Raw genomic sequence first — 17,691 nt, 5'->3', positions numbered from 1 at the left:
TTATGTCTTTTCTAGCAGGCCAGCGATGAAGTAAAGTCTACAGATGTTTCCTTTCAACCATTAAGAAAATGGAAGAATATAAGTTATCCTATGAGAGATTTTTAGCTATATTGTAATCACTTACATTTATTGAAATGAAAAACGACAAAACATCACAAAACTACACGTTAAACAGACGTAATTTTGTTACTGGAATTATCCCGGTGATAGCTGGTGCGACAATACCATCCTGGGCTTCCGCGAAGGAGATTCAACAAACCAGTCAAGACAGTGAATTTCCAGGACTTATTACGCGAGAGAAAAAGCCATTAAATATGGAGTTTCCATTTCCTACGTTAAAAAACAGGATTACTCCAAATAACCAGTTCTTCATCAGGAGTCATTTTAACATCCCCAATATTGATGCTACAAATTGGGAATTAGAGATTGGCGGCAACACCAATCATGTCATAAAGATCAATCTGAGCGAACTTAAAAAGCTTCCTGCAAAAAAGGTAATGGCTACTATAGAATGTGCCGGAAACGGACGTGCTAACCTCGCCCCAAAAGTGAAGGGTTTAGGATGGGAACAAGGTGGGATCAGCAATGCTGAATGGACAGGAGTACCTTTATCCGTATTGTTAAAGAAGGCTGGCATAAAGGTGGGTACGGTAGACATTATTTTGGAAGGGAATGATGAGGGGATGATTACAGAAGAGCCGAAATCACCAGGAAAAATCAAATTCGCCCGAAGCATTCCGTTAAATATAGCAATGCAGGATCACATCATCATCGCCTATGAAATGAATGGAAAACCATTGAGTGCTGAACATGGTTTCCCGGCAAGGGCAATTATTCCAGGATGGTATGGTATGGCATCTGTGAAATGGCTGATGAAAATTACTGCATCTGAAAAGCCGTTTGATGGCTATTGGCAGACGATTGAATATGCTTACTGGAAGCGTGTTGAAGGACTACCTACCTTGACGCCCGTAACCACTACATTGGTTAAGTCTGAAATATCAAGGCCGGTATTGTTTGAAGCGGTGCCGGCTGGAAAACCTTATCAAGTAAGGGGTGCAGGATGGTCAGGTGATAGTAACCTATCGAAAGTAGAAATAAGCACGGATAAAGGAAATTCATGGCAACCAGCAAAATTAATTGGTCCTGCTATCCCTTTCGCCTGGCAGCTATTTGAATTTGAATGGGTGGTTCCTGCTAAGACTGGAAGATATAGTTTAATGGCTAGAGCGACAGATCAAAATGGCAAAACGCAACCCATGGAGCATGATTTAGACAGAAGAACTTACATGGTTAATTTTATCTCGCCAATTGATGTAGATGTAATATAGCTCAATAAGAACAAATTTCAGGATCTTGCGGTTATCGCATAAGGCTTGTTTGGCATAAACAGTTTATCACAATTAATATTCTACATCAAACCATGATCAGATTCACGTCTATACTTCTACTATTTGCTAGTTTCTCTGCACGAGCACAACATGAACACATGCAAATGGCAACTAAAAAAAATGTCTTCCTTGGGCAAATGGCTCATATGATGATGAAGATGGATGAAATATCAGCTACCACATCTGCAGACAGAGATTTCATACAAATGATGATCCCACATCACCAGGGTGCTATTGATATGGCAGAAGAAGAGATTAAGACCGGAAAAAATAAAGAAATGATTCAGCTAGCTAAAAGTATCAAAGCTGAGCAACAAACCCAGATTCAGCAAATGCGACTCCTGCTCAGCCATCCTGAAGGATTTATCGCTACAGGCAACCAACATCAAAACGCCAACCAGAAGATGATGAAAGTGATGATGGAACAAATGCCTGAAGAAAAACAATTGTCTGATACTGATCTGTCCTTTGCAAGGATAATGCTTCCTCACCATCAGGCTGCCATCGACATGGCTAAAGTTGAGTTGCGGTATGGAAAAAATAAAAATGTAAAAAGACTGGCCGAGAATATTATCTCAGATGAACAGATAGAAATCCAACAAATGAAGACATTTACAAACTCCCATTAACATATGAAAAAGATATCCTTGTTTACGCTATTAATATTCAGTTTTGCCCTACAATCAAAAGCACAATCAATCTATGCCCAAGACAGGGTTTATACAGGCAATCAGATATCTAATACGGTTTCTGTCTTAGATCCCTCAACACAAACGCTATTAGGAAATATTGTTCTTGGTAAACCCCAACCTGATATCTTAAGTCCTCTATATAAGGGACAGGCCCTGGTTCATGGCCTGGGTTATTCCCCTAAAAGGCAATTACTAGCAGCGGTTTCCATTGGATCAAATTCAGTAACCTTTATTTCAACAGCAAAAAATAAAGTATTAAAAACTGTTTATATCGGACGTTCACCGCATGAGGCAACCTTTAACCCTTCAGGATCACAGGCATGGATATCGGTAAGAGGAGAATCGTATATCAGCGTAATTGATGCAAATAAACTGATTGAAATCAAGCAAATCCCAGTAGCCGACGGCCCGGGAATGGTTGCTTTTACTCCAGATGGAAAATGGGCTTATATTTGTTCCAGCTTTACTGCAGAAGTGGATGTAGTGAATGCAACTTCTTATGCTATTGTAAAGCGTATTCCAGTAGTTAGTCCATTTTCTCCAAATATATTCTGTAGTCCTGATGGGAAATGGATTGCATTGACACATAAGGATGTAGGGAAGATCACTGTCATCAGCACGGAGACAAATACGATACATACAGTACTAAATACAGGTCCAATTACCAACCATGTCACTTTTACTTTAGTTAATGATTCACCTGTGATGCTGGCAACCATTGGCGGAGAAAACAGCTTAAAAGTATTTAGTGTTTCACAAGATTTCAAGCTTACTGATAGCGTTGCGACAGGATCATTGCCACATGGCGTCTGGACTTCGGCAGATGGTAAATTTGCATATGTCGGATTAGAAAATGATGACCAGGTACAAGTGGTTGATCTGGTAAAAATGGCCGTTGTAAAAACCATTGCTATTGGACAATGTCCGCAAGCATTGTTGTACGCCGCTAATGCCAGCCCTGCAAATGCCTCAAAAGAAAATTTAACCCCGCTTAATCTTGCAGACAAAAGTCAGGTGATTAAATTGATGAATAAGGATAATTCAATGTCATCAGGCATGCTAAACGTAAGAAGCGTAGGCTTGACTGATCTTGTCCAACAGGACTTTAAAAAACTCGAGCCAAATACTTCGTATACTTTAGCGTTAACCAACTCCTCAAATGATACGTTTAACGCAGATTATGTCATCAATTCTTTTAAGACCGATGAAAAAGGAGCTTTTAGCGGTCAATCCTCGGGGATAATTAAGAGTGTAGGAACAGGTGGCGCCGATTATAAACATGTGGTTCTTATTGATGATCTTTCAAAAAAGCTGGTGATGATCAGTAACTAATGTATTTTAAACCAAAGATATAACTGCCCATAATGCAGCACTTGAAATTACTATCCATAAAATTACGCCTTGTAACAGTGGCATTATCCCCACTGCTTTCAAGATAGTAAATGAGAGTCCGCTTCCTATCAGGAACAAGGTTAAAGTTAAGCCTGCTTTTGCTAATGCTACAAAGTAGGGCGCAAAAGGCTTAATAAAAGGTAAGTAGGTGTTGGCGATCATTGCCAGGATAAATAGCCCTATAAAATAGGGTATACTAACTTTGCTATTGTTGCTTTTGAACAGGAAAGATGTACCAAACGCTACGGGAACAATCCATAGTGCTCTGGCTAACTTAACAGTTGTGGCTATCTGTAGTGCTTGTTCACCATATTTACTGGCTGCCCCAACAACAGAACTGGTATCGTGAATAGCAATGGCACACCACATACCAAATTGTGACTGTGACAAGTTAAGCGCATGTCCGATAGCGGGGAAAAGAAATAAGGCCACCGAGTTGAGTATAAAAACAGTACCCATTGCAACGGAGATCTGTTTTTCTTCTGCGTTCATTACAGGCGACAATGCAGCAATAGCACTTCCACCACAGATCGCCGTTCCAGCTGATATCAAAAAAGATGTTTTACGTTCTATTTTAAATACTTTTCCCAGGATAAAACCAATGATAAGCACTCCGAAAATAGAAACTACGGTAAACAGTACGCCTTCTTTTCCTGCTTTCATTGCACTGAATACATTCATTCCAAATCCTAGCCCGACAACAGAAATTTTTAGCAGCAGGTTTGTGGCCTTGTGATTTAAATGCAGATAGGGATGTTCCATTAGTTGCGCCAATACTAATCCTAGCAATAAGGCTAAAGGAGGCGACATAAATGGAAAGAGGCACAGCAAAACTGCCAGGATGAAGATAATTTTACGGGTGTTTAAATTTAAGTTTAGCAGGTTACCCGCCTTTATTTTAGAAGAATTTGAATTGTCTTTGATTTGTGTCATAATTTTGATTGTCTTTATTTTCTAATTCAAAGATCCATAACTAATAAACCCCGATCAAATCATTAAAACTTATCTTCCATAACTTCATGTTATAGAAGATAAGTTTTTAGACATTATTTATTCCCAACCCCATTTTTTGAAAATGAGATGTCCTTTATCGGATTGCATAAACTTGATAAAATCCTCAGTTTCCGACTTATGCGTACCAGTGCTACCCCTCACTACAGGTGTACCTCTATAGACTGTTTGTGTAACAGGAATCCTAACCATTGAGGTGAGGTCTGGTAAACGGTTATGCCAGGAGCCAAATGTTATCCAGGCATCATATTGAGGATCATTTTTCCATGCAGCAATACCCAATGCCGAATTTGCAAATGTACCTGCTATACGCTGCTGTATGTTTGCAATCAGATCTTGTCGACCTGCCAAATCTTCCCAAAGCCCCATTTGCCCAGCCCCATTCACATCAAGAATTTTCACACCTGGTTTACAGAGATCGCCCAGATTTTTGATGTTTTTAGGATTGCCGGGCCGTACCAGGATCGCTGCCGCACGTTTATATAACTCTGTCCGAGAGTTCGCCACTATCATGTTTGGGTGGTCAGACATGAATTTTGAAAGCATGTATTCTGCTCCTCCAAAGAACAGATCTGCATGTTTCATTGCATCCGGCATCCATTCATTATCTGGCCCGGCAGTGACTTTAATTACGATATCATGCTGCTTTCCAAAAACCTTCGCACATTCATTGATCGGTCCGAGCGGCCCACCGGGACCATAGACATATAAAGTATCGTTTGGGATTTGTGCATTCCCAATGGTCACTACAGCAACGACTGACAATATGGTTAAAAATATATTTTTCATTGTGTTTATGTTTAAGGTAAATCAAAACCAAACTTTTTGTAGATGGCAGCAGCCTGCGGACTGATCAAAAAATCCATAAAATCTTTTGCAGCGGCCGGATGTGGCGCATCTTTTAACTGTCCCGCTATATATTGCGCATGGATATTCTCTTTTTCAGGAATTTCAATGAGCTCAACAGGATGGCCAATCATTTTCTGATAGTAGGCCTCAGTATACCATACTGGAGCGGCGTCACTTTCGTTGTATAGGATCCTCATTGGTGATTGGCGATGATGGATCATGGTAAGATAAGTAGTCTTATCTTTAACTTTATCTTCCATGATGGTAGATTTTAATGTTTCCCCTCCAGCTTTCACATAGGCTTCTTCAATACGTTTACCGATCCCTTCATTCTCTGGATTGGGCATACTGATCCTCAGCTCTTTATTTGCTAAATCTTTGAGTGACTTCAATGCCTTCGGATTTCCCTTTTGGACCATGATTGCCAACCTGTTTCTAGCATATAAAGTCGTTTTGCTAAACCATTCAGGGGTCATGTCTATCCGGTTCTTACCAGCTGTATAAACATCCGGCTTTAAGGTAATTCTCATGTTGCCCACCACAATGCTACCGGTTTTTATTTGTTGGGCTAAAATGCCTGGGGGAAGCGTTTCGGCAAATACCCGCTGATAATGTGGATATGACTTTTTAAAGGCTGCAATTAATTCGTCAATGCACATAAACTGGTTACCGGCAAAGAAAACCACAAGTTGGGGATCATTAATGTCTCCAAAAAGATCAGGCACATTGTCTACTCCAGGTACTGTGAACTGAACTTTACTTTCAGGTGGAGTATTCCAGGGCGGATCAAAGCGATGATCCTGGGCCTTAACATTTCCACAAAGCAATAAAAATGCAACTGTGGCTAAAAAGGTGTGATTTATATATTTCATGATTTTCTAATTATTTGGTTTAAGGATGTACAACTGCCCATCCCTGATATTGACGGATGATGATTTCACCATTGCCGCTGGGTACATAACTGATAAAATCAAATAAGGTATTTTTTTCGATTTTCCTTTCTCTGACGGTATTTTCACATTGTGCAAGAATTACTCCTCTGGATTGCAGTTCTAACAATGTTTTTTCAAAAGATCCGTTCTTCTGGTAAACAGCTACGCCATCTCCAAAGGCAATAAGTTCTGCATTGATTTTCCCTTTTAACCTGGGATCGTCGAGTGCATTTTTTAGGTTTCGAAGTGTTCCTGCAATCTTTTTCTCATCACCGTTATTGATTACATACAGTGCCTTATAATTTTTCAGGGTGGCTTTTGCCCCTGTAAAATTAGCAGGTGTAGCTTGGGCAAAAGTGGCCGAGGTTGCTGCGATCAGCAAAAATAATGTACAGATTAAGGTTATTTTTTTCATGATTTTAGATTTTGATGATTTATTTAGTTGTTAGTTTTACTTGTTTTTCGGAGGTTACAATTGGTGCAAATGGACCATACTTATGTTGATTTTCAGAAAATTTGTCGGCATATGGTCCGTATGGCGCATCAAAAGGTTTTTTTAACAAATCAGGGTAATCTTTTCCCTGATCTTTATGTGGTCTTGGCTGTGAGTTCACAAAAGCAGCGAGATCCCAGGCCTCCTCATCACTTAACTGCGCATCTCCATATCTGGCACCATATGGCATATTGTTCTTTACGAACCCCGCAAAGTTACTGAGTCTATACATCCCTGCGCCATCATTGTAGCTGTGTTTGCCCCATAATGGCGGATAAACATAAGTTAGTTTGTCTTCATCGAGTATTCCCTCACCATTTGCACCATGACAACTTTGACATTTACTGGTATATAAAATCGCTCCATGTTTGACATTCGCTGCCCTATCCAGGAATTTTAATTTTTCGGTTCCCGTTCCAAACACTTTCTCCCCTTTTTTTACACCTGTTCCAAGCCATTTCATATAAGCCAGCATTGCCTGTATCTCTTTACTAGATTCGTCTGGTACTTTGCCTGCAAGACTTCGATTGAAGCACTCTGCAATACGTGCCGATGCAGGTTCAACCTTTCCTGATCTGCCACTCATTTTAGGAAAACTGGAAATAAAACCAGCATAATTATTTCCGAACAGTTTGGTTCCACCCTCGAGGTGACAATTCTGACAGTTCATACCATTTGTAATACGGGCTATGGATCCATTTGGCCCAAAATATTTGCTCGTATGTGCTATTAATTCTTTGCCATACCTAATCATCTGGCCGTACTTGGTGTCCGCCGGAATCGTATTTTCATCAGGCGCTTTCCAGGCATCAGCAGGTACAACCTGGCTTTTGACTTTAACAGCAGCTATACCGGTTTCCACATCCTGTTTGGTTTTTGCTGTCAATTCTACATCTGGCTGCCCATTAAAGAATAAAGTGCAGATGAAAATAGTTCCACAAGCAACAAATAGAATCGCAATGATAGCCGTTGTCCTGGCTGTATATATAAGTGCTTGTCTGATTTCTTTTTCTTTTGATTCCTTATTCATAACCAATGTTTTTCTGTTACAAATGTGCATTTATTCTACGCATCAGAAAAAGCATAAAAAGTTATTGATGATAACATAAGGTTATGATGTCAGTACCTGTTGAAACAAATTGTTTGTATCTTAGCTTATCTACTAAAACCGTGTATGATAGATTTCCGTTTGCAAGTATTTTATGCTGTCGCTAAAAGGCTGAATTTTACAAAGGCCTCGGCAGAGTTATTTATCAGTCAGCCTGCTGTAACCAAACACATTAAAGAATTAGAGCAGGAGTTCAAAATGTCATTATTTGAACGCAGTGGAAACAAAAAAATCAGCCTCACCCCAGCCGGCGAATTATTGTTGCATTACGCAGAACAGATTTTTGGAACCTACCGGGAACTGGAATATGATATGAATCTACTTACTAAACAGCATAAAGGAATATTGAGGATTGGTGCCAGCAGTACTGTGGCACAATATATCATTCCACCTGTATTGGCACAGTTTCACAATAAGTTTAAGGATATACAAATCCAACTGGTTACCGGAAATACAGAAGATGTAGAGCAGCGTTTGATTGCTAAGGAAATAGATTTTGGAATCATTGAAGGCATCTCCCGGAACCCACAGATTAAATACGAACAATATCTAAAAGATGAGCTGGTGCTGGTGTGTTCTGGTCACAATTATGCCATGAAAAAGGAAATAATCAAACCGAATGAGTTGAAGGATTATGATTTATTACTTCGTGAACCTGGTTCTGGTACACTAGATGTTATTGCATATGCTTTAAAAGCACACCGGATAAAGGTGGGGGACTTAAATATAGAAATGCAGTTAGGTAGTACCGAAAGCATTAAATCCTATCTGATTCACAGCAAATGCCTGGCTTTTTTATCTATCCACTCCATATTGAAAGAGCTCAAGAACAATGAATGCCGCATCATAGATATCAAGGATATGGTTATCGAAAGGCCGTTTCATTTCATTCAGCTTCATGGTCAGCCGGACGCTCTGGCGGAACTATTTATGCGCTTCGCTAAAAGCTACAACTACAATGTATAGTGTTACCGAAATTTCGAGGAAATATCAGCCAGCTAAAGTGCTGCTGCTCTTTGTTTCTGAAGCTCCTGGAGGTGGCGATAAACATTTTTACCTGGGAAATACTAATCTGTTTCGAACAATTTATCTTGCATTTAGTGAGGTATTTGGCGATTTTAAATCTGTAGAAGATTTTTTGCAGTTCTTTAAGGGCACTGGATGCTTTTTGGAACATCTAACTTGTACACCTATTGATAAATCGTCAGTGAAAATCAGAAAGAACCAAAGGCAGGGTGGAATAGAGCAATTAGCTCATAAAATCAGAACATATCAACCCCGATTAATCATGATCCTAATGAAAAGCATTGAACAAGAGGTTAAAGAATCTATTGACCTATCAGGCTTATCGTTTATCGAAGAAATTGCAGTTACCTGCTATCCTGCCGGCACTGAATCAAACAGGCTTGCTTGCATCCGGGATACCAGGGTTATCATCTCCAAACTGGCATCGATATTGACATAACATGCAAAATATGTTGCTTATATACCGATACAGAACAAGATGAAAATTCAAGAACAAGAAAATACCAAACAGCATGCAGGAGACCATTTGGCTAATGAAAGAACATTTTTGGCCTGGATCAGAACCAGTATTGGTATCATGGGATTTGGTTTCGTGGTAATGAAATTCTCGCTATTTATCAAGCAGATCAGTGCTGCACTGGGGAGTAAAGTACCACTGCACCAAACCGGAGATTCCCGCATTATCGGGATTTTTCTAGTTGCCCTGGGAGCAATTACTATCATTTGTTCTTACTTAAGATATAATTCAACGAAAGAACAATTGAATCAGGGGGTGTATTACCATTCAACACTTTTTGTTAAAGTTTTAACCGCTTTAGTTTTCATAGCTAGTATACTTTTACTGCTCTACCTTATTAAAACAACATAGGCAGTTAAATCATCTGTACTTGATGCTTTAGAAAAGAGAGGAAGGAAAGCGGTCGATATAGCGTTGTTTTTTGATATAAATTGCTGATTGCATTGGTCAAGGATCTTATAAAAATTTCACCTCTTTATGATAATCCACAGGAACAGGATAAGTCAATATTTTATGTTCCCGTAAATATTTTGGGTACCGCAATACGCTGTGAAGAATATATACCTGAATGGCCACTGAAAAAATAGGCTGTAAAACAGGCTACCGCAAAAAACATGGTGTATTCACTACCAAAAAGTTCTATACCCATAATCGTACAGGCAAGGGGTGTATTCGTTGCACCAGCAAAAACAGCAATAAATCCAAGGGCAGCAAACAAACTAACTGGAGCATTTAATAAGGTCGAAAGTGCATTGCCTAATGTTGCGCCAATATAAAACAAAGGCGTTACCTCACCACCTTTAAATCCAGTTCCTAATGTTAAAGTTGTGTAAATGGTCTTCCATAACCAGCTCCAAGTATCTGCTCCACCAGGCTGAAAAGCAGAGGGAATTGTAACGGCTCCTTGGTATTCGCTATCCACGCCCAAACTTAAGTAATCCGGTTTCCCGATGGCGTAAGTCAAGCCTATAATAATCAGACCACCGATAACAGCAATAAGCCACTGGATCTTACATACTTTAGAAAAAAAGGCCTTGATCTCATGCACCATTACAGCAAACAGGTAGCTGGCCAGACCAAACAATGTGGATGCTAGAATAACCTTACTAAGCAGGAGTAGGTTTACCGGCAGGTATTCAGATAGAAAGTAGGCACTTTTCTCTATGAGATCGATGTGATAAGCGGTATGATGGATGCCCCAGGCAGAGACAGTAAGATCACCAAGCACGCTGGCAATTAATGCGGGAAGTAAAGCCTTGTACTCTATTCTTCCAATGGCCAGAACTTCCATTGCAAATATGGCACCGGTGAGCGGTGTTCCGAACACCGCCCCAAACCCGGCTGCAATTCCCGCGGTAAGGAGCATCTTGGTGTCTACCTCATTTAGCTTAAACCAGCGGCTAAACATTCCTGCGATGCTTCCTCCGATTTGTACCGCGGTTCCCTCTCTTCCAGCCGATCCGCCAAACAAATGGGTAATCACTGTAGTTATTAAGATTACTGGCGCCATCTGCCTGGGCACTCCACCACCCGGCCTATGGATTTCATCCATGATCAGGTTATTTCCTTTTTCTGAGGACCTACCAACTGACTGATAAATCAGGTGGATCACAATACCTGCTAAAGGTAGCAGAAAAATGAGACAGGTATGCTGAAAGCGAAAGTGAATGGCCCAGCCTAGCAGCCAAAGGAACAAGGCAACCATACTTCCTATTGCAATGGCAACAGGAAGTATAAGCAGCGTCCATCGAACCGCATATTTAAAAACCGAAAGGTGTTCAAATAAAAATTTATTATGTTTCATTGTAGGTTAGCGGCTGATTTATAATTTTTTATAAAAAGTATTGATTCCTGCAAATGATGCCCTATCACCAAGTTCTTCTTCTATCCGAAGCAACTGGTTAAATTTAGATACCCTTTCAGAGCGGCAGCCACCTCCTGTTTTGATGTGCCCCGCACCGGTAGCGACAACCAGATCCGCAATTGTCGTGTCTTCAGTTTCACCACTGCGGTGAGAAATAAAGCAATTGTAACCGTTTTTTTGGGCTAGTTCTACGGCCTTTAGCGTTTCGGAAACTGTACCGATCTGGTTCAATTTAATCAGTACGCTGTTTGCAATGCCCTGGTCGATTCCCTGCTGGATAATACTCGGGTTGGTGCAGAATATATCATCTCCAACCAATTCCACTTTGTCTCCCAAAAGGCTGGTCAGCTTTTTCCATCCCTCCCAATCGTTTTCGCCCAACCCGTCTTCCAACAGGATAATTGGGTACTCTTTTAACCATCCTTCCCAAAAGCCAATCATTTCATCTGTTGTGATCCGTTCTTTAGAACTTTTATAAAATTCATATTTTCCATTATTCCACATTTCGCTGGTCGCTGGGTCAAGACAAAGGGAAATATCCTTGCCTGGAGCAAAACCGGCAATATGTATCGCTTCCATGATGATTTGGACGGCTTCCTCATTAGAACTCAGATTTGGCGCAAACCCACCTTCGTCACCAACTCCGGTATAATAGCCTTTCGCTTTTAGCAGACTTCTCAGGGAATGAAAAACAGCTTCGCCCATACGGATACTTTCCTTAAACGAGGGGGCGTTATGAGGGGCAATCATAAATTCCTGAAAATCGATGTTGTTATCAGAATGCCTTCCCCCATTAATGACATTCATGCACGGTACGGGCATTACGTAACCTTCCCTTTCCACTAGCTGCCTATACAAGGGAATCCCTTTTGCAACGGCCGAAGCCCGGGCGAAGGCGATTGAGGCCGCAAGCATCGCATTTGCGCCGAGCCTTGATTTATTCTCGGTTCCATCCAGACCAATTATATGATCATCGAAGGCCTGCTGACCCTCAAAGGATAAGCCGGTGACTGATTTGCCGACTTCGACGTTAATCCCTTTTACTGCTTTTTCCACGCCTTTACCATTATGGCGCTCTGGATCACCATCTCTAAGCTCTACGGCTTCTTTTTCACCCGTACTTGCCCCGGATGGAGAAATACCCCTTGCTGTTGTTCCGTTAAGAGTGACTTCTACTTCTACTGTCGGATTGCCCCTGGAATCCAAAATTTCACGGGCATGAATTTTAGTTAATTTCATAGTTTTTTGTTTTATATTGATTTTTAGTATTTCGGTTGCTTACAAATAATTGAGTTTCTCAAAAGATCAAAACCAGTGTTCCCCCAATGATCAGCAGGGCACCAAAGAATACTTTCAGGGTAAGAGCTTCTTTCAGGAACACCATTGCAAGTATAATAGTTAGGGCAACACTCAACTTATCAAAAGGGGCGACCTGGGACACTTTCCCGATCTGCAAAGCCTTGTAGTAGAATATCCAGGACAAGCCGGTGGCAAGGCCAGATAAAAAAAGAAATAGCAGGTTATGCTTTGACAGTTCCGTAATTCCTTTAAGTTCGCCTCTGGCCATTACGATCCCCCAGGCTACAATCAGTATTACCACCGTTCGTATGGCAGTAGCCAAATCAGAATTGACATTGGTTACGCCGACTTTTGCAAAGATGGCCGTAAGGGAAGCAAAGAAAGCTGATAATAGCGCGTAGATCCACCACATAGTTTTATGTTAATTTTCCGTTATTGAATAATTCCAAAGTAAATGAGTACAAGAACCGTTGCTCCGGCAATGATCCGGTAAATGCCGAACCAGCGGAAAGAATGCTTTTGAAGATAGGTGATGAAAGAGCGGATGGCCATCCATACATCCCACCCGCACCTGCTTTACTTAAATGAATGATCGTAGTTAGATTCGGTTCATGGGAAGGGCGTAGACGCTTAACGGTGTTTTTAATCAGTCCTGAAGCAATCTGATCTGCACTAGCAACTAGTAGCGCAATGGTAATAAGAACCTGCCAAATTTTTTTGCAGAAATTCTGGAAGAGGCAATAAATAATGAAGGCATAAAAAGGAAGCCAAAAACGCTTATCACTGGCCCAGTACATGATCGTATCCCAGAATGCATTATGGTGCTGATTTATCCACAAGAACCATTCAGTTTCAACCGGCAGGACCATTGCTAACACTGATCTCACTTTGGCAGACAGACAAAGTAAGACAAGCGCAATTAAGATAGCTGCCAGCAATAAGAGTTGAGAATTTATTTTTAATTTTTTCACCTACAATACTTTGACCGGCAGATTTTATTACCTGCTGGAATTTCTATTGTAGGCGCCATCAGCTTTTGAAAAAAGCGGTTGAATCGGAAGGACACCATTTCCGTATTGCAAATATAATACTAATAAAATGATGTGCAAAATCTTAAAGTAGGTGTTGAGAATTTAATTTATCACTATTCCTCCTTATTTGAATACGAGAACCAGTTTCTTATTCTTCTACCGTTTAAACAAGCATCATATCACGGGATTAAAGCTTTTCTTAAACAAAATGAAACCGCCTGGAAATAACCATGTTATCTATATAGGAATTTTTTTTATAACCCTAAAAAATTAAAGTTATGGGATACCATGAATGGAAAAACTGTATTGATGCATGCTTAAAGTGTGCTTCAATTTGCAATCATTGTGCAAGTTCATGCACTCAGGAAGAAGACGTGAAAATGATGGCGCGGTGTATTGAGCTTGATATGCAATGTGCAGCCATCTGCTACTCTGCCGCTCAATTGATGAGTATGGGTAGCTCTTTTGCTCAAGACATTTGCCGTATTTGCGCAGATATTTGCCAGCAATGCGGAGATGAGTGTAGTAATCATCATACCCAGCATTGTCAGGAATGTGCAGATGCTTGTAAGGCTTGTGCGGAAGAATGCAGAAGAATGACAGGAGTAGCTGCTTAAGATGCCAATCACCGTGAGCATTAATTGATTAAGGGCAGCATTCTAGTTGCCCTTTCATTTTTATAAATAGGCAAATTTATTCCATTCATTTTATTTTCATTATTCCCTGATTATTTAATAAGTTTTCAGGAGGCGTGGCTTAAGAATGGATTATACTTAGCAGAGTTGCCTACGATTATACTGCTGTACTCCGCTTTTTTCCTATATAATCATAAACTCATTTCATTAATCAAACTCAATTTTTAGTTTTTGATAATGAGTAAATGATAAAATATAATGACAAATTAAAGTTCGTTTTTTGAGACACCTCGCTATTTATATGGGGTAATTTAAGCCCTTCATTCATGAAAAAGTATAATATTCATTATTTTCTTGAATTTACAGGATTAGAAAGATAATATTTTTTCCTGATGTAAAAAGCAAGGTTCACCAGGGCGATCAGTGCAGGGACTTCTACTAAAGGTCCGATCACTCCGGCAAATGCCTGACCTGAATTGATCCCAAATACGCCAATGGCTACTGCAATAGCGAGTTCAAAATTGTTCCCGGTTGCCGTAAATGCGATAGAAGCGCTCTTGGAGTAATCTGCCCCAAAATAACGTCCTGCAAAAAAGCTCATGACAAACATGATGGAAAAATAAATGACCAGTGGAATGGCAATTCTAACCACATCCATCGGGATGTGTACGATTAACTCTCCTTTTAAACTGAACATGATCACAATCGTGAAAAGTAAAGCAATAAGGGTAATGGGCGAAATCATAGGTACGAAGACATTATTAAACCATTCTTTTCCCTTAAGACTGATCAGCGCATATCTTGAAATGATTCCAAGCGCAAAAGGTAACCCTAGATAAACCGCCACACTTTTTGCAATTTCGCCAATGGTAATATTGACTTCCAGGCCTTTCAATCCAAAATAAGGCGGCAATACCGTAATAAAAATATAGGCAAATACACTGTATAACAAGACCTGGAAAATACTGTTTAAGGCAATTAGTCCCGCTGCATATTCCCTGTTTCCTTCGGCAAGTTCATTCCAGACCACCACCATGGCAATACATCTGGCAAGTCCAATCAGGATCAGTCCCACCATATATTCCGGATAGTCTTTTAAGAATATGATGGCCAAAAAAAACATTAGTAAAGGCCCGACTACCCAGTTTAGTATTAGCGAAACGCTCAATACTTTGGTGTCTTTGAATACTTCTCCCATTTTTTCATAACTCACCTTTGCAAGCGGAGGGTACATCATCAGGATCAGTCCAATAGCTAAAGGGATATTTGTAGTGCCACTGGAAAACGAATTAATAAACCCGGAAGATGAAGGAACGAAATAACCTATGCTCACTCCCAGCGCCATAGCAATGAATATCCATAAGGTTAAATACCTGTCAAGGAAACCAAGTTTCTTTCTTTCGGACACAGGGGCACAATTATTTGCACTCATTAAATCTTTTGGTTTATATGTTCGCTGATAAAGTCAGCCGAGTAAACTTTGATCAGGTCTCTGACCCTTCTGAATTCGTCCATGATTTCTTCATCCGTTCCTGTTGCTTTTGCAGGATCCGGAAAGTTCTGGTGAAAGCGTTCTACCTTGCCTGGGAAATAAGGACAGGCTTCGTTTGCATTGTCACATACGGTGATCACTGCATCAAAATGAATAGACAAGTATTCATCTACGTGGTTAGAAGTGTGGGATGAAATGTCAATGTGGTCTTCTGCCATGACCTGAACCGCTTTAGGGTTCACACCATGAGTCTCAATCCCGGCACTATAGATATTGGCTTTACCTTCTGCATAATGATGCAGGTAACCTTCAGCAAGCTGGCTTCTGCAGCTATTTCCTGTACACAGGACTAATATATTTTTCAATTTACTTTAAATTATGGTTTGACTTCTTCTTTCTAATAGGACGGTATCCCGCCAAATGCCATGTTGTTTTCCAATCTTTTCCCTAATACCAAGGATCCTGAAACCAGCTTTCTCATGGATTTTTAAGCTTGATGCATTTTCCGGAAAAATTCCAGCCTGCAAAGTCCAGATGCCTTCCTGTTCACTTGTTTTGACTAGCTTATTAAGCAGACTAGATCCAATACCTTTTCCACTAAATGCCGGATCAACGTAAACGCTGACTTCTGCAACCCCGGCATAAACGCATCTGGAAGAAACAGGGGTTAATGCTGCCCATCCACGCACAATACCATTGAGATCATGGACAAACCGACAAGTTTTTAAATGTGAATCGTCCCATTCCTCAAAGGTTGGGGCAGTGGTTTGAAAAGTGGCATTGCCAGTCGCAATTCCCTTTTCATAAATAGATTTCACCTGGTCCCAATCTGAAGTAACTAAAATTCTAATCCCCATGTGCTTTTATTTAGCAGCAGCCACCACCTGGAGTACAAGTATTTGCATCACCTGCCAGGTTTACCATTTCCAGTTTTTCTTTTTTTGCCGGAATGCCGCATTTGTCCATGGCAAGGCAAGCAGTCGTTTTTGAGATTAAAACAAAGTTATCCCCATCAAAGGCTAGGTCATATTTACCAATGGTTTCAGATTGGTATTCTACTTCTATATCAAGATCTTCCATACCGATAACCTGCTCAGACAAAGAAATGATGTTCAATAATTTTCCTGCTTTCAAACGGTGCTCAAAGTCATTGGCATCCCAAAGCTGGAAATTTGCTACTTTCTCATGGCGCACGGTACCTCCACAGTCAATAAAATCTTTTGTGATCACACCAACTTCAGTAACATGAAAATGCTCAGGCACAGCCTGACCGTTCTCTAGTTTAAAATTAACACTTTCTCTTTTAGCCAGGATTTCTTTAATTTCTGATAGTTTCATAACGATATATTTAATATTGCAATTTAACGATTGATTTAATCTTTAAAAAAACTAACAGCAGTCAGCTTCTTGTTTGTAAGCGCCTAAAAAAGCGCCCATTCGGGTCTCTATTAATTTCCAGGTTACCGGATCAATACAGTAACAAACACTTACCCCTTCAATGGTACCCTGAATAATTCCAGCAGTTTTTAATTCTTTCAAATGTTGGGATATAGTAGCCTGGGCTAGACCCAGTTCTTCTACCAGGTCGCCACAAATGCATGTATTCGAAGCAAGGATCCTCTGCAAAATTGCGATACGGGCTGGGTGGGCCAGCGCTTTTAATAACGTTGCCAATTCATTCTGTTCAGTGCTGAATATTTCTGTTCTTGTAAGTCCCATAACTATGTATTGCAATATTACGATATATAATCTTATAGTGCAAACTATTTCTAATTATACCTTATGAGTTATTTTATTATTCTCTAGTTGGTAATCATTGATACTTAATGTTCGTTTTGTGAGACTAATTTAAAGGCGAATCTGAATACCTATCAAAAATTCACCGTTTTTTGATAATACAAAACGGAAGAATTGATAATATCTTTTTTATAGTTTCAGATTATCTAATGTCCTATTCAA

The 17,691-nt window shown here is 40.2% G+C and carries 21 protein-coding genes and 1 riboswitch; of the genes, 7 read left to right on the top strand and 14 right to left on the bottom strand.

Annotated elements, in window-relative coordinates:
• Positions 1-134 precede the first annotated feature (134 nt).
• The 3 genes from EA772_RS01815 to EA772_RS01805 all read left to right on the top strand — a co-directional run bounded on the left by EA772_RS01815 (position 135) and on the right by EA772_RS01805 (position 3,415).
• Entirely contained in the window at positions 135-1,331 is a 1,197-nt protein-coding gene (locus tag EA772_RS01815; RefSeq protein ID WP_124910977.1) for a sulfite oxidase, read from the top strand.
• A 92-nt stretch (positions 1,332-1,423) separates the two neighbouring features.
• Positions 1,424-2,020, top strand: a complete 597-nt coding sequence (locus EA772_RS01810; protein WP_082489588.1) for a DUF305 domain-containing protein — start codon at positions 1,424-1,426, stop codon at positions 2,018-2,020.
• A 3-nt stretch (positions 2,021-2,023) separates the two neighbouring features.
• Positions 2,024-3,415 (top strand): beta-propeller fold lactonase family protein, encoded by a 1,392-nt coding sequence (locus EA772_RS01805; RefSeq protein WP_056095402.1) that lies wholly within the window; start codon positions 2,024-2,026, stop codon positions 3,413-3,415.
• Positions 3,416-3,421: 6 nt separating this feature from the next.
• On the opposite strand, the gene EA772_RS01800 is transcribed toward EA772_RS01805, so the two are convergent.
• From EA772_RS01800 to EA772_RS01780, 5 genes are all read right to left on the bottom strand, one after another.
• The gene (locus EA772_RS01800; protein ID WP_008245480.1) at positions 3,422-4,408 is read right to left on the bottom strand and encodes a YeiH family protein; all 987 of its coding nucleotides are present in this window, start codon (positions 4,406-4,408) and stop codon (positions 3,422-3,424) included.
• 117 nt (positions 4,409-4,525) lie between these two features.
• Positions 4,526-5,275 (bottom strand): substrate-binding domain-containing protein, encoded by a 750-nt coding sequence (locus EA772_RS01795; RefSeq protein ID WP_008245473.1) that lies wholly within the window; start codon positions 5,273-5,275, stop codon positions 4,526-4,528.
• An 11-nt stretch (positions 5,276-5,286) separates the two neighbouring features.
• Entirely contained in the window at positions 5,287-6,207 is a 921-nt protein-coding gene (locus tag EA772_RS01790) for a substrate-binding domain-containing protein (RefSeq protein ID WP_056870676.1), read from the bottom strand.
• A gap of 19 nt (positions 6,208-6,226) precedes the next feature.
• Positions 6,227-6,682 (bottom strand): DsrE family protein, encoded by a 456-nt coding sequence (locus EA772_RS01785; RefSeq protein ID WP_008245470.1) that lies wholly within the window; start codon positions 6,680-6,682, stop codon positions 6,227-6,229.
• A 19-nt stretch (positions 6,683-6,701) separates the two neighbouring features.
• Positions 6,702-7,790: a c-type cytochrome gene (locus EA772_RS01780; RefSeq protein WP_124910976.1), complete on the bottom strand. Its 1,089-nt coding sequence runs from the start codon at positions 7,788-7,790 to the stop codon at positions 6,702-6,704.
• 144 nt (positions 7,791-7,934) lie between these two features.
• Here EA772_RS01780 and EA772_RS01775 point away from each other — a divergent pair, with 144 nt between their 5' ends.
• The 3 genes from EA772_RS01775 to EA772_RS01765 are packed head-to-tail and all read left to right on the top strand — an operon-like array spanning position 7,935 to position 9,762.
• Positions 7,935-8,834, top strand: a complete 900-nt coding sequence (locus tag EA772_RS01775; RefSeq protein WP_008245460.1) for a LysR family transcriptional regulator — start codon at positions 7,935-7,937, stop codon at positions 8,832-8,834.
• Positions 8,827-9,333: a hypothetical protein gene (locus EA772_RS01770; RefSeq protein ID WP_056849797.1), complete on the top strand. Its 507-nt coding sequence runs from the start codon at positions 8,827-8,829 to the stop codon at positions 9,331-9,333. Before EA772_RS01775 ends, EA772_RS01770 begins: the two co-directional genes overlap by 8 nt.
• A 39-nt stretch (positions 9,334-9,372) precedes the next feature.
• Complete coding sequence (locus EA772_RS01765; RefSeq protein ID WP_056849798.1) at positions 9,373-9,762, top strand: YidH family protein; 390 nt, start codon at positions 9,373-9,375, stop codon at positions 9,760-9,762.
• Between the two features lie 160 nt (positions 9,763-9,922).
• Here EA772_RS01765 and EA772_RS01760 read toward each other — a convergent pair whose 3' ends face one another.
• Genes EA772_RS01760 through EA772_RS01745 form a run of 4 tightly spaced genes read right to left on the bottom strand, consistent with a single transcriptional unit; the run spans position 9,923 to position 13,545 of the window.
• Positions 9,923-11,215, bottom strand: coding sequence for a voltage-gated chloride channel family protein (locus tag EA772_RS01760; protein ID WP_124910975.1), 1,293 nt, complete (start codon positions 11,213-11,215; stop codon positions 9,923-9,925).
• A gap of 18 nt (positions 11,216-11,233) precedes the next feature.
• Complete coding sequence (eno, locus tag EA772_RS01755) at positions 11,234-12,514, bottom strand: phosphopyruvate hydratase (protein WP_124910974.1); 1,281 nt, start codon at positions 12,512-12,514, stop codon at positions 11,234-11,236.
• Between the two features lie 58 nt (positions 12,515-12,572).
• Positions 12,573-12,986, bottom strand: a complete 414-nt coding sequence (locus EA772_RS01750; RefSeq protein WP_124910973.1) for an EamA family transporter — start codon at positions 12,984-12,986, stop codon at positions 12,573-12,575.
• 4 nt (positions 12,987-12,990) lie between these two features.
• Positions 12,991-13,545: a hypothetical protein gene (locus tag EA772_RS01745; RefSeq protein WP_124910972.1), complete on the bottom strand. Its 555-nt coding sequence runs from the start codon at positions 13,543-13,545 to the stop codon at positions 12,991-12,993.
• 42 nt (positions 13,546-13,587) lie between these two features.
• Positions 13,588-13,656: riboswitch (Fluoride riboswitch) on the bottom strand.
• A 329-nt stretch (positions 13,657-13,985) separates the two neighbouring features.
• On the opposite strand from EA772_RS01745, the gene EA772_RS01740 reads away from it, so the two are divergent.
• Positions 13,986-14,222 (top strand): four-helix bundle copper-binding protein, encoded by a 237-nt coding sequence (locus tag EA772_RS01740; RefSeq protein ID WP_231459955.1) that lies wholly within the window; start codon positions 13,986-13,988, stop codon positions 14,220-14,222.
• A 364-nt stretch (positions 14,223-14,586) separates the two neighbouring features.
• Here EA772_RS01740 and arsB read toward each other — a convergent pair whose 3' ends face one another.
• The 5 genes from arsB to EA772_RS01715 are packed head-to-tail and all read right to left on the bottom strand — an operon-like array spanning position 14,587 to position 17,451.
• Positions 14,587-15,672: an ACR3 family arsenite efflux transporter gene (gene arsB, locus EA772_RS01735; RefSeq protein WP_124910971.1), complete on the bottom strand. Its 1,086-nt coding sequence runs from the start codon at positions 15,670-15,672 to the stop codon at positions 14,587-14,589.
• Positions 15,672-16,097: an arsenate reductase ArsC gene (locus EA772_RS01730; RefSeq protein ID WP_124910970.1), complete on the bottom strand. Its 426-nt coding sequence runs from the start codon at positions 16,095-16,097 to the stop codon at positions 15,672-15,674. Before EA772_RS01730 ends, arsB begins: the two co-directional genes overlap by 1 nt.
• Before the next feature lie 6 nt (positions 16,098-16,103).
• Positions 16,104-16,589: a GNAT family N-acetyltransferase gene (locus tag EA772_RS01725; protein WP_124910969.1), complete on the bottom strand. Its 486-nt coding sequence runs from the start codon at positions 16,587-16,589 to the stop codon at positions 16,104-16,106.
• A 10-nt stretch (positions 16,590-16,599) separates the two neighbouring features.
• Entirely contained in the window at positions 16,600-17,070 is a 471-nt protein-coding gene (locus tag EA772_RS01720; RefSeq protein WP_124910968.1) for a DUF6428 family protein, read from the bottom strand.
• Positions 17,071-17,121: 51 nt separating this feature from the next.
• The gene (locus tag EA772_RS01715) at positions 17,122-17,451 is read right to left on the bottom strand and encodes a helix-turn-helix transcriptional regulator (protein WP_124910967.1); all 330 of its coding nucleotides are present in this window, start codon (positions 17,449-17,451) and stop codon (positions 17,122-17,124) included.
• Positions 17,452-17,691: the final 240 nt, after the last annotated feature.

The organism is Pedobacter sp. G11 (assembly GCF_003860265.1).
Taxonomy (GTDB): Bacteria; Bacteroidota; Bacteroidia; order Sphingobacteriales; family Sphingobacteriaceae; genus Pedobacter; species Pedobacter agri.
The sequence above is the reverse complement of the archived record's forward strand: the minus strand, read 5'-3'. Positions and strand labels throughout refer to the sequence as shown.

Coding starts and splice junctions, on each gene's coding strand:
- EA772_RS01805 (WP_056095402.1), top strand. CDS start 2,024: ATGAAAAAGATATCCTTGTTTACGCTATTAATATTCAGTTTTGCCCTA.
- EA772_RS01715 (WP_124910967.1), bottom strand. CDS start 17,451: ATGGGACTTACAAGAACAGAAATATTCAGCACTGAACAGAATGAATTG.
- EA772_RS01800 (WP_008245480.1), bottom strand. CDS start 4,408: ATGACACAAATCAAAGACAATTCAAATTCTTCTAAAATAAAGGCGGGT.
- EA772_RS01760 (WP_124910975.1), bottom strand. CDS start 11,215: ATGAAACATAATAAATTTTTATTTGAACACCTTTCGGTTTTTAAATAT.
- EA772_RS01765 (WP_056849798.1), top strand. CDS start 9,373: ATGAAAATTCAAGAACAAGAAAATACCAAACAGCATGCAGGAGACCAT.
- EA772_RS01775 (WP_008245460.1), top strand. CDS start 7,935: ATGATAGATTTCCGTTTGCAAGTATTTTATGCTGTCGCTAAAAGGCTG.
- EA772_RS01810 (WP_082489588.1), top strand. CDS start 1,424: ATGATCAGATTCACGTCTATACTTCTACTATTTGCTAGTTTCTCTGCA.
- EA772_RS01785 (WP_008245470.1), bottom strand. CDS start 6,682: ATGAAAAAAATAACCTTAATCTGTACATTATTTTTGCTGATCGCAGCA.
- eno (WP_124910974.1), bottom strand. CDS start 12,514: ATGAAATTAACTAAAATTCATGCCCGTGAAATTTTGGATTCCAGGGGC.
- EA772_RS01740 (WP_231459955.1), top strand. CDS start 13,986: ATGATGGCGCGGTGTATTGAGCTTGATATGCAATGTGCAGCCATCTGC.
- EA772_RS01750 (WP_124910973.1), bottom strand. CDS start 12,986: ATGTGGTGGATCTACGCGCTATTATCAGCTTTCTTTGCTTCCCTTACG.
- EA772_RS01770 (WP_056849797.1), top strand. CDS start 8,827: ATGTATAGTGTTACCGAAATTTCGAGGAAATATCAGCCAGCTAAAGTG.
- EA772_RS01780 (WP_124910976.1), bottom strand. CDS start 7,790: ATGAATAAGGAATCAAAAGAAAAAGAAATCAGACAAGCACTTATATAT.
- EA772_RS01790 (WP_056870676.1), bottom strand. CDS start 6,207: ATGAAATATATAAATCACACCTTTTTAGCCACAGTTGCATTTTTATTG.
- EA772_RS01725 (WP_124910969.1), bottom strand. CDS start 16,589: ATGGGGATTAGAATTTTAGTTACTTCAGATTGGGACCAGGTGAAATCT.
- EA772_RS01795 (WP_008245473.1), bottom strand. CDS start 5,275: ATGAAAAATATATTTTTAACCATATTGTCAGTCGTTGCTGTAGTGACC.
- EA772_RS01815 (WP_124910977.1), top strand. CDS start 135: ATGAAAAACGACAAAACATCACAAAACTACACGTTAAACAGACGTAAT.
- arsB (WP_124910971.1), bottom strand. CDS start 15,672: ATGAGTGCAAATAATTGTGCCCCTGTGTCCGAAAGAAAGAAACTTGGT.
- EA772_RS01720 (WP_124910968.1), bottom strand. CDS start 17,070: ATGAAACTATCAGAAATTAAAGAAATCCTGGCTAAAAGAGAAAGTGTT.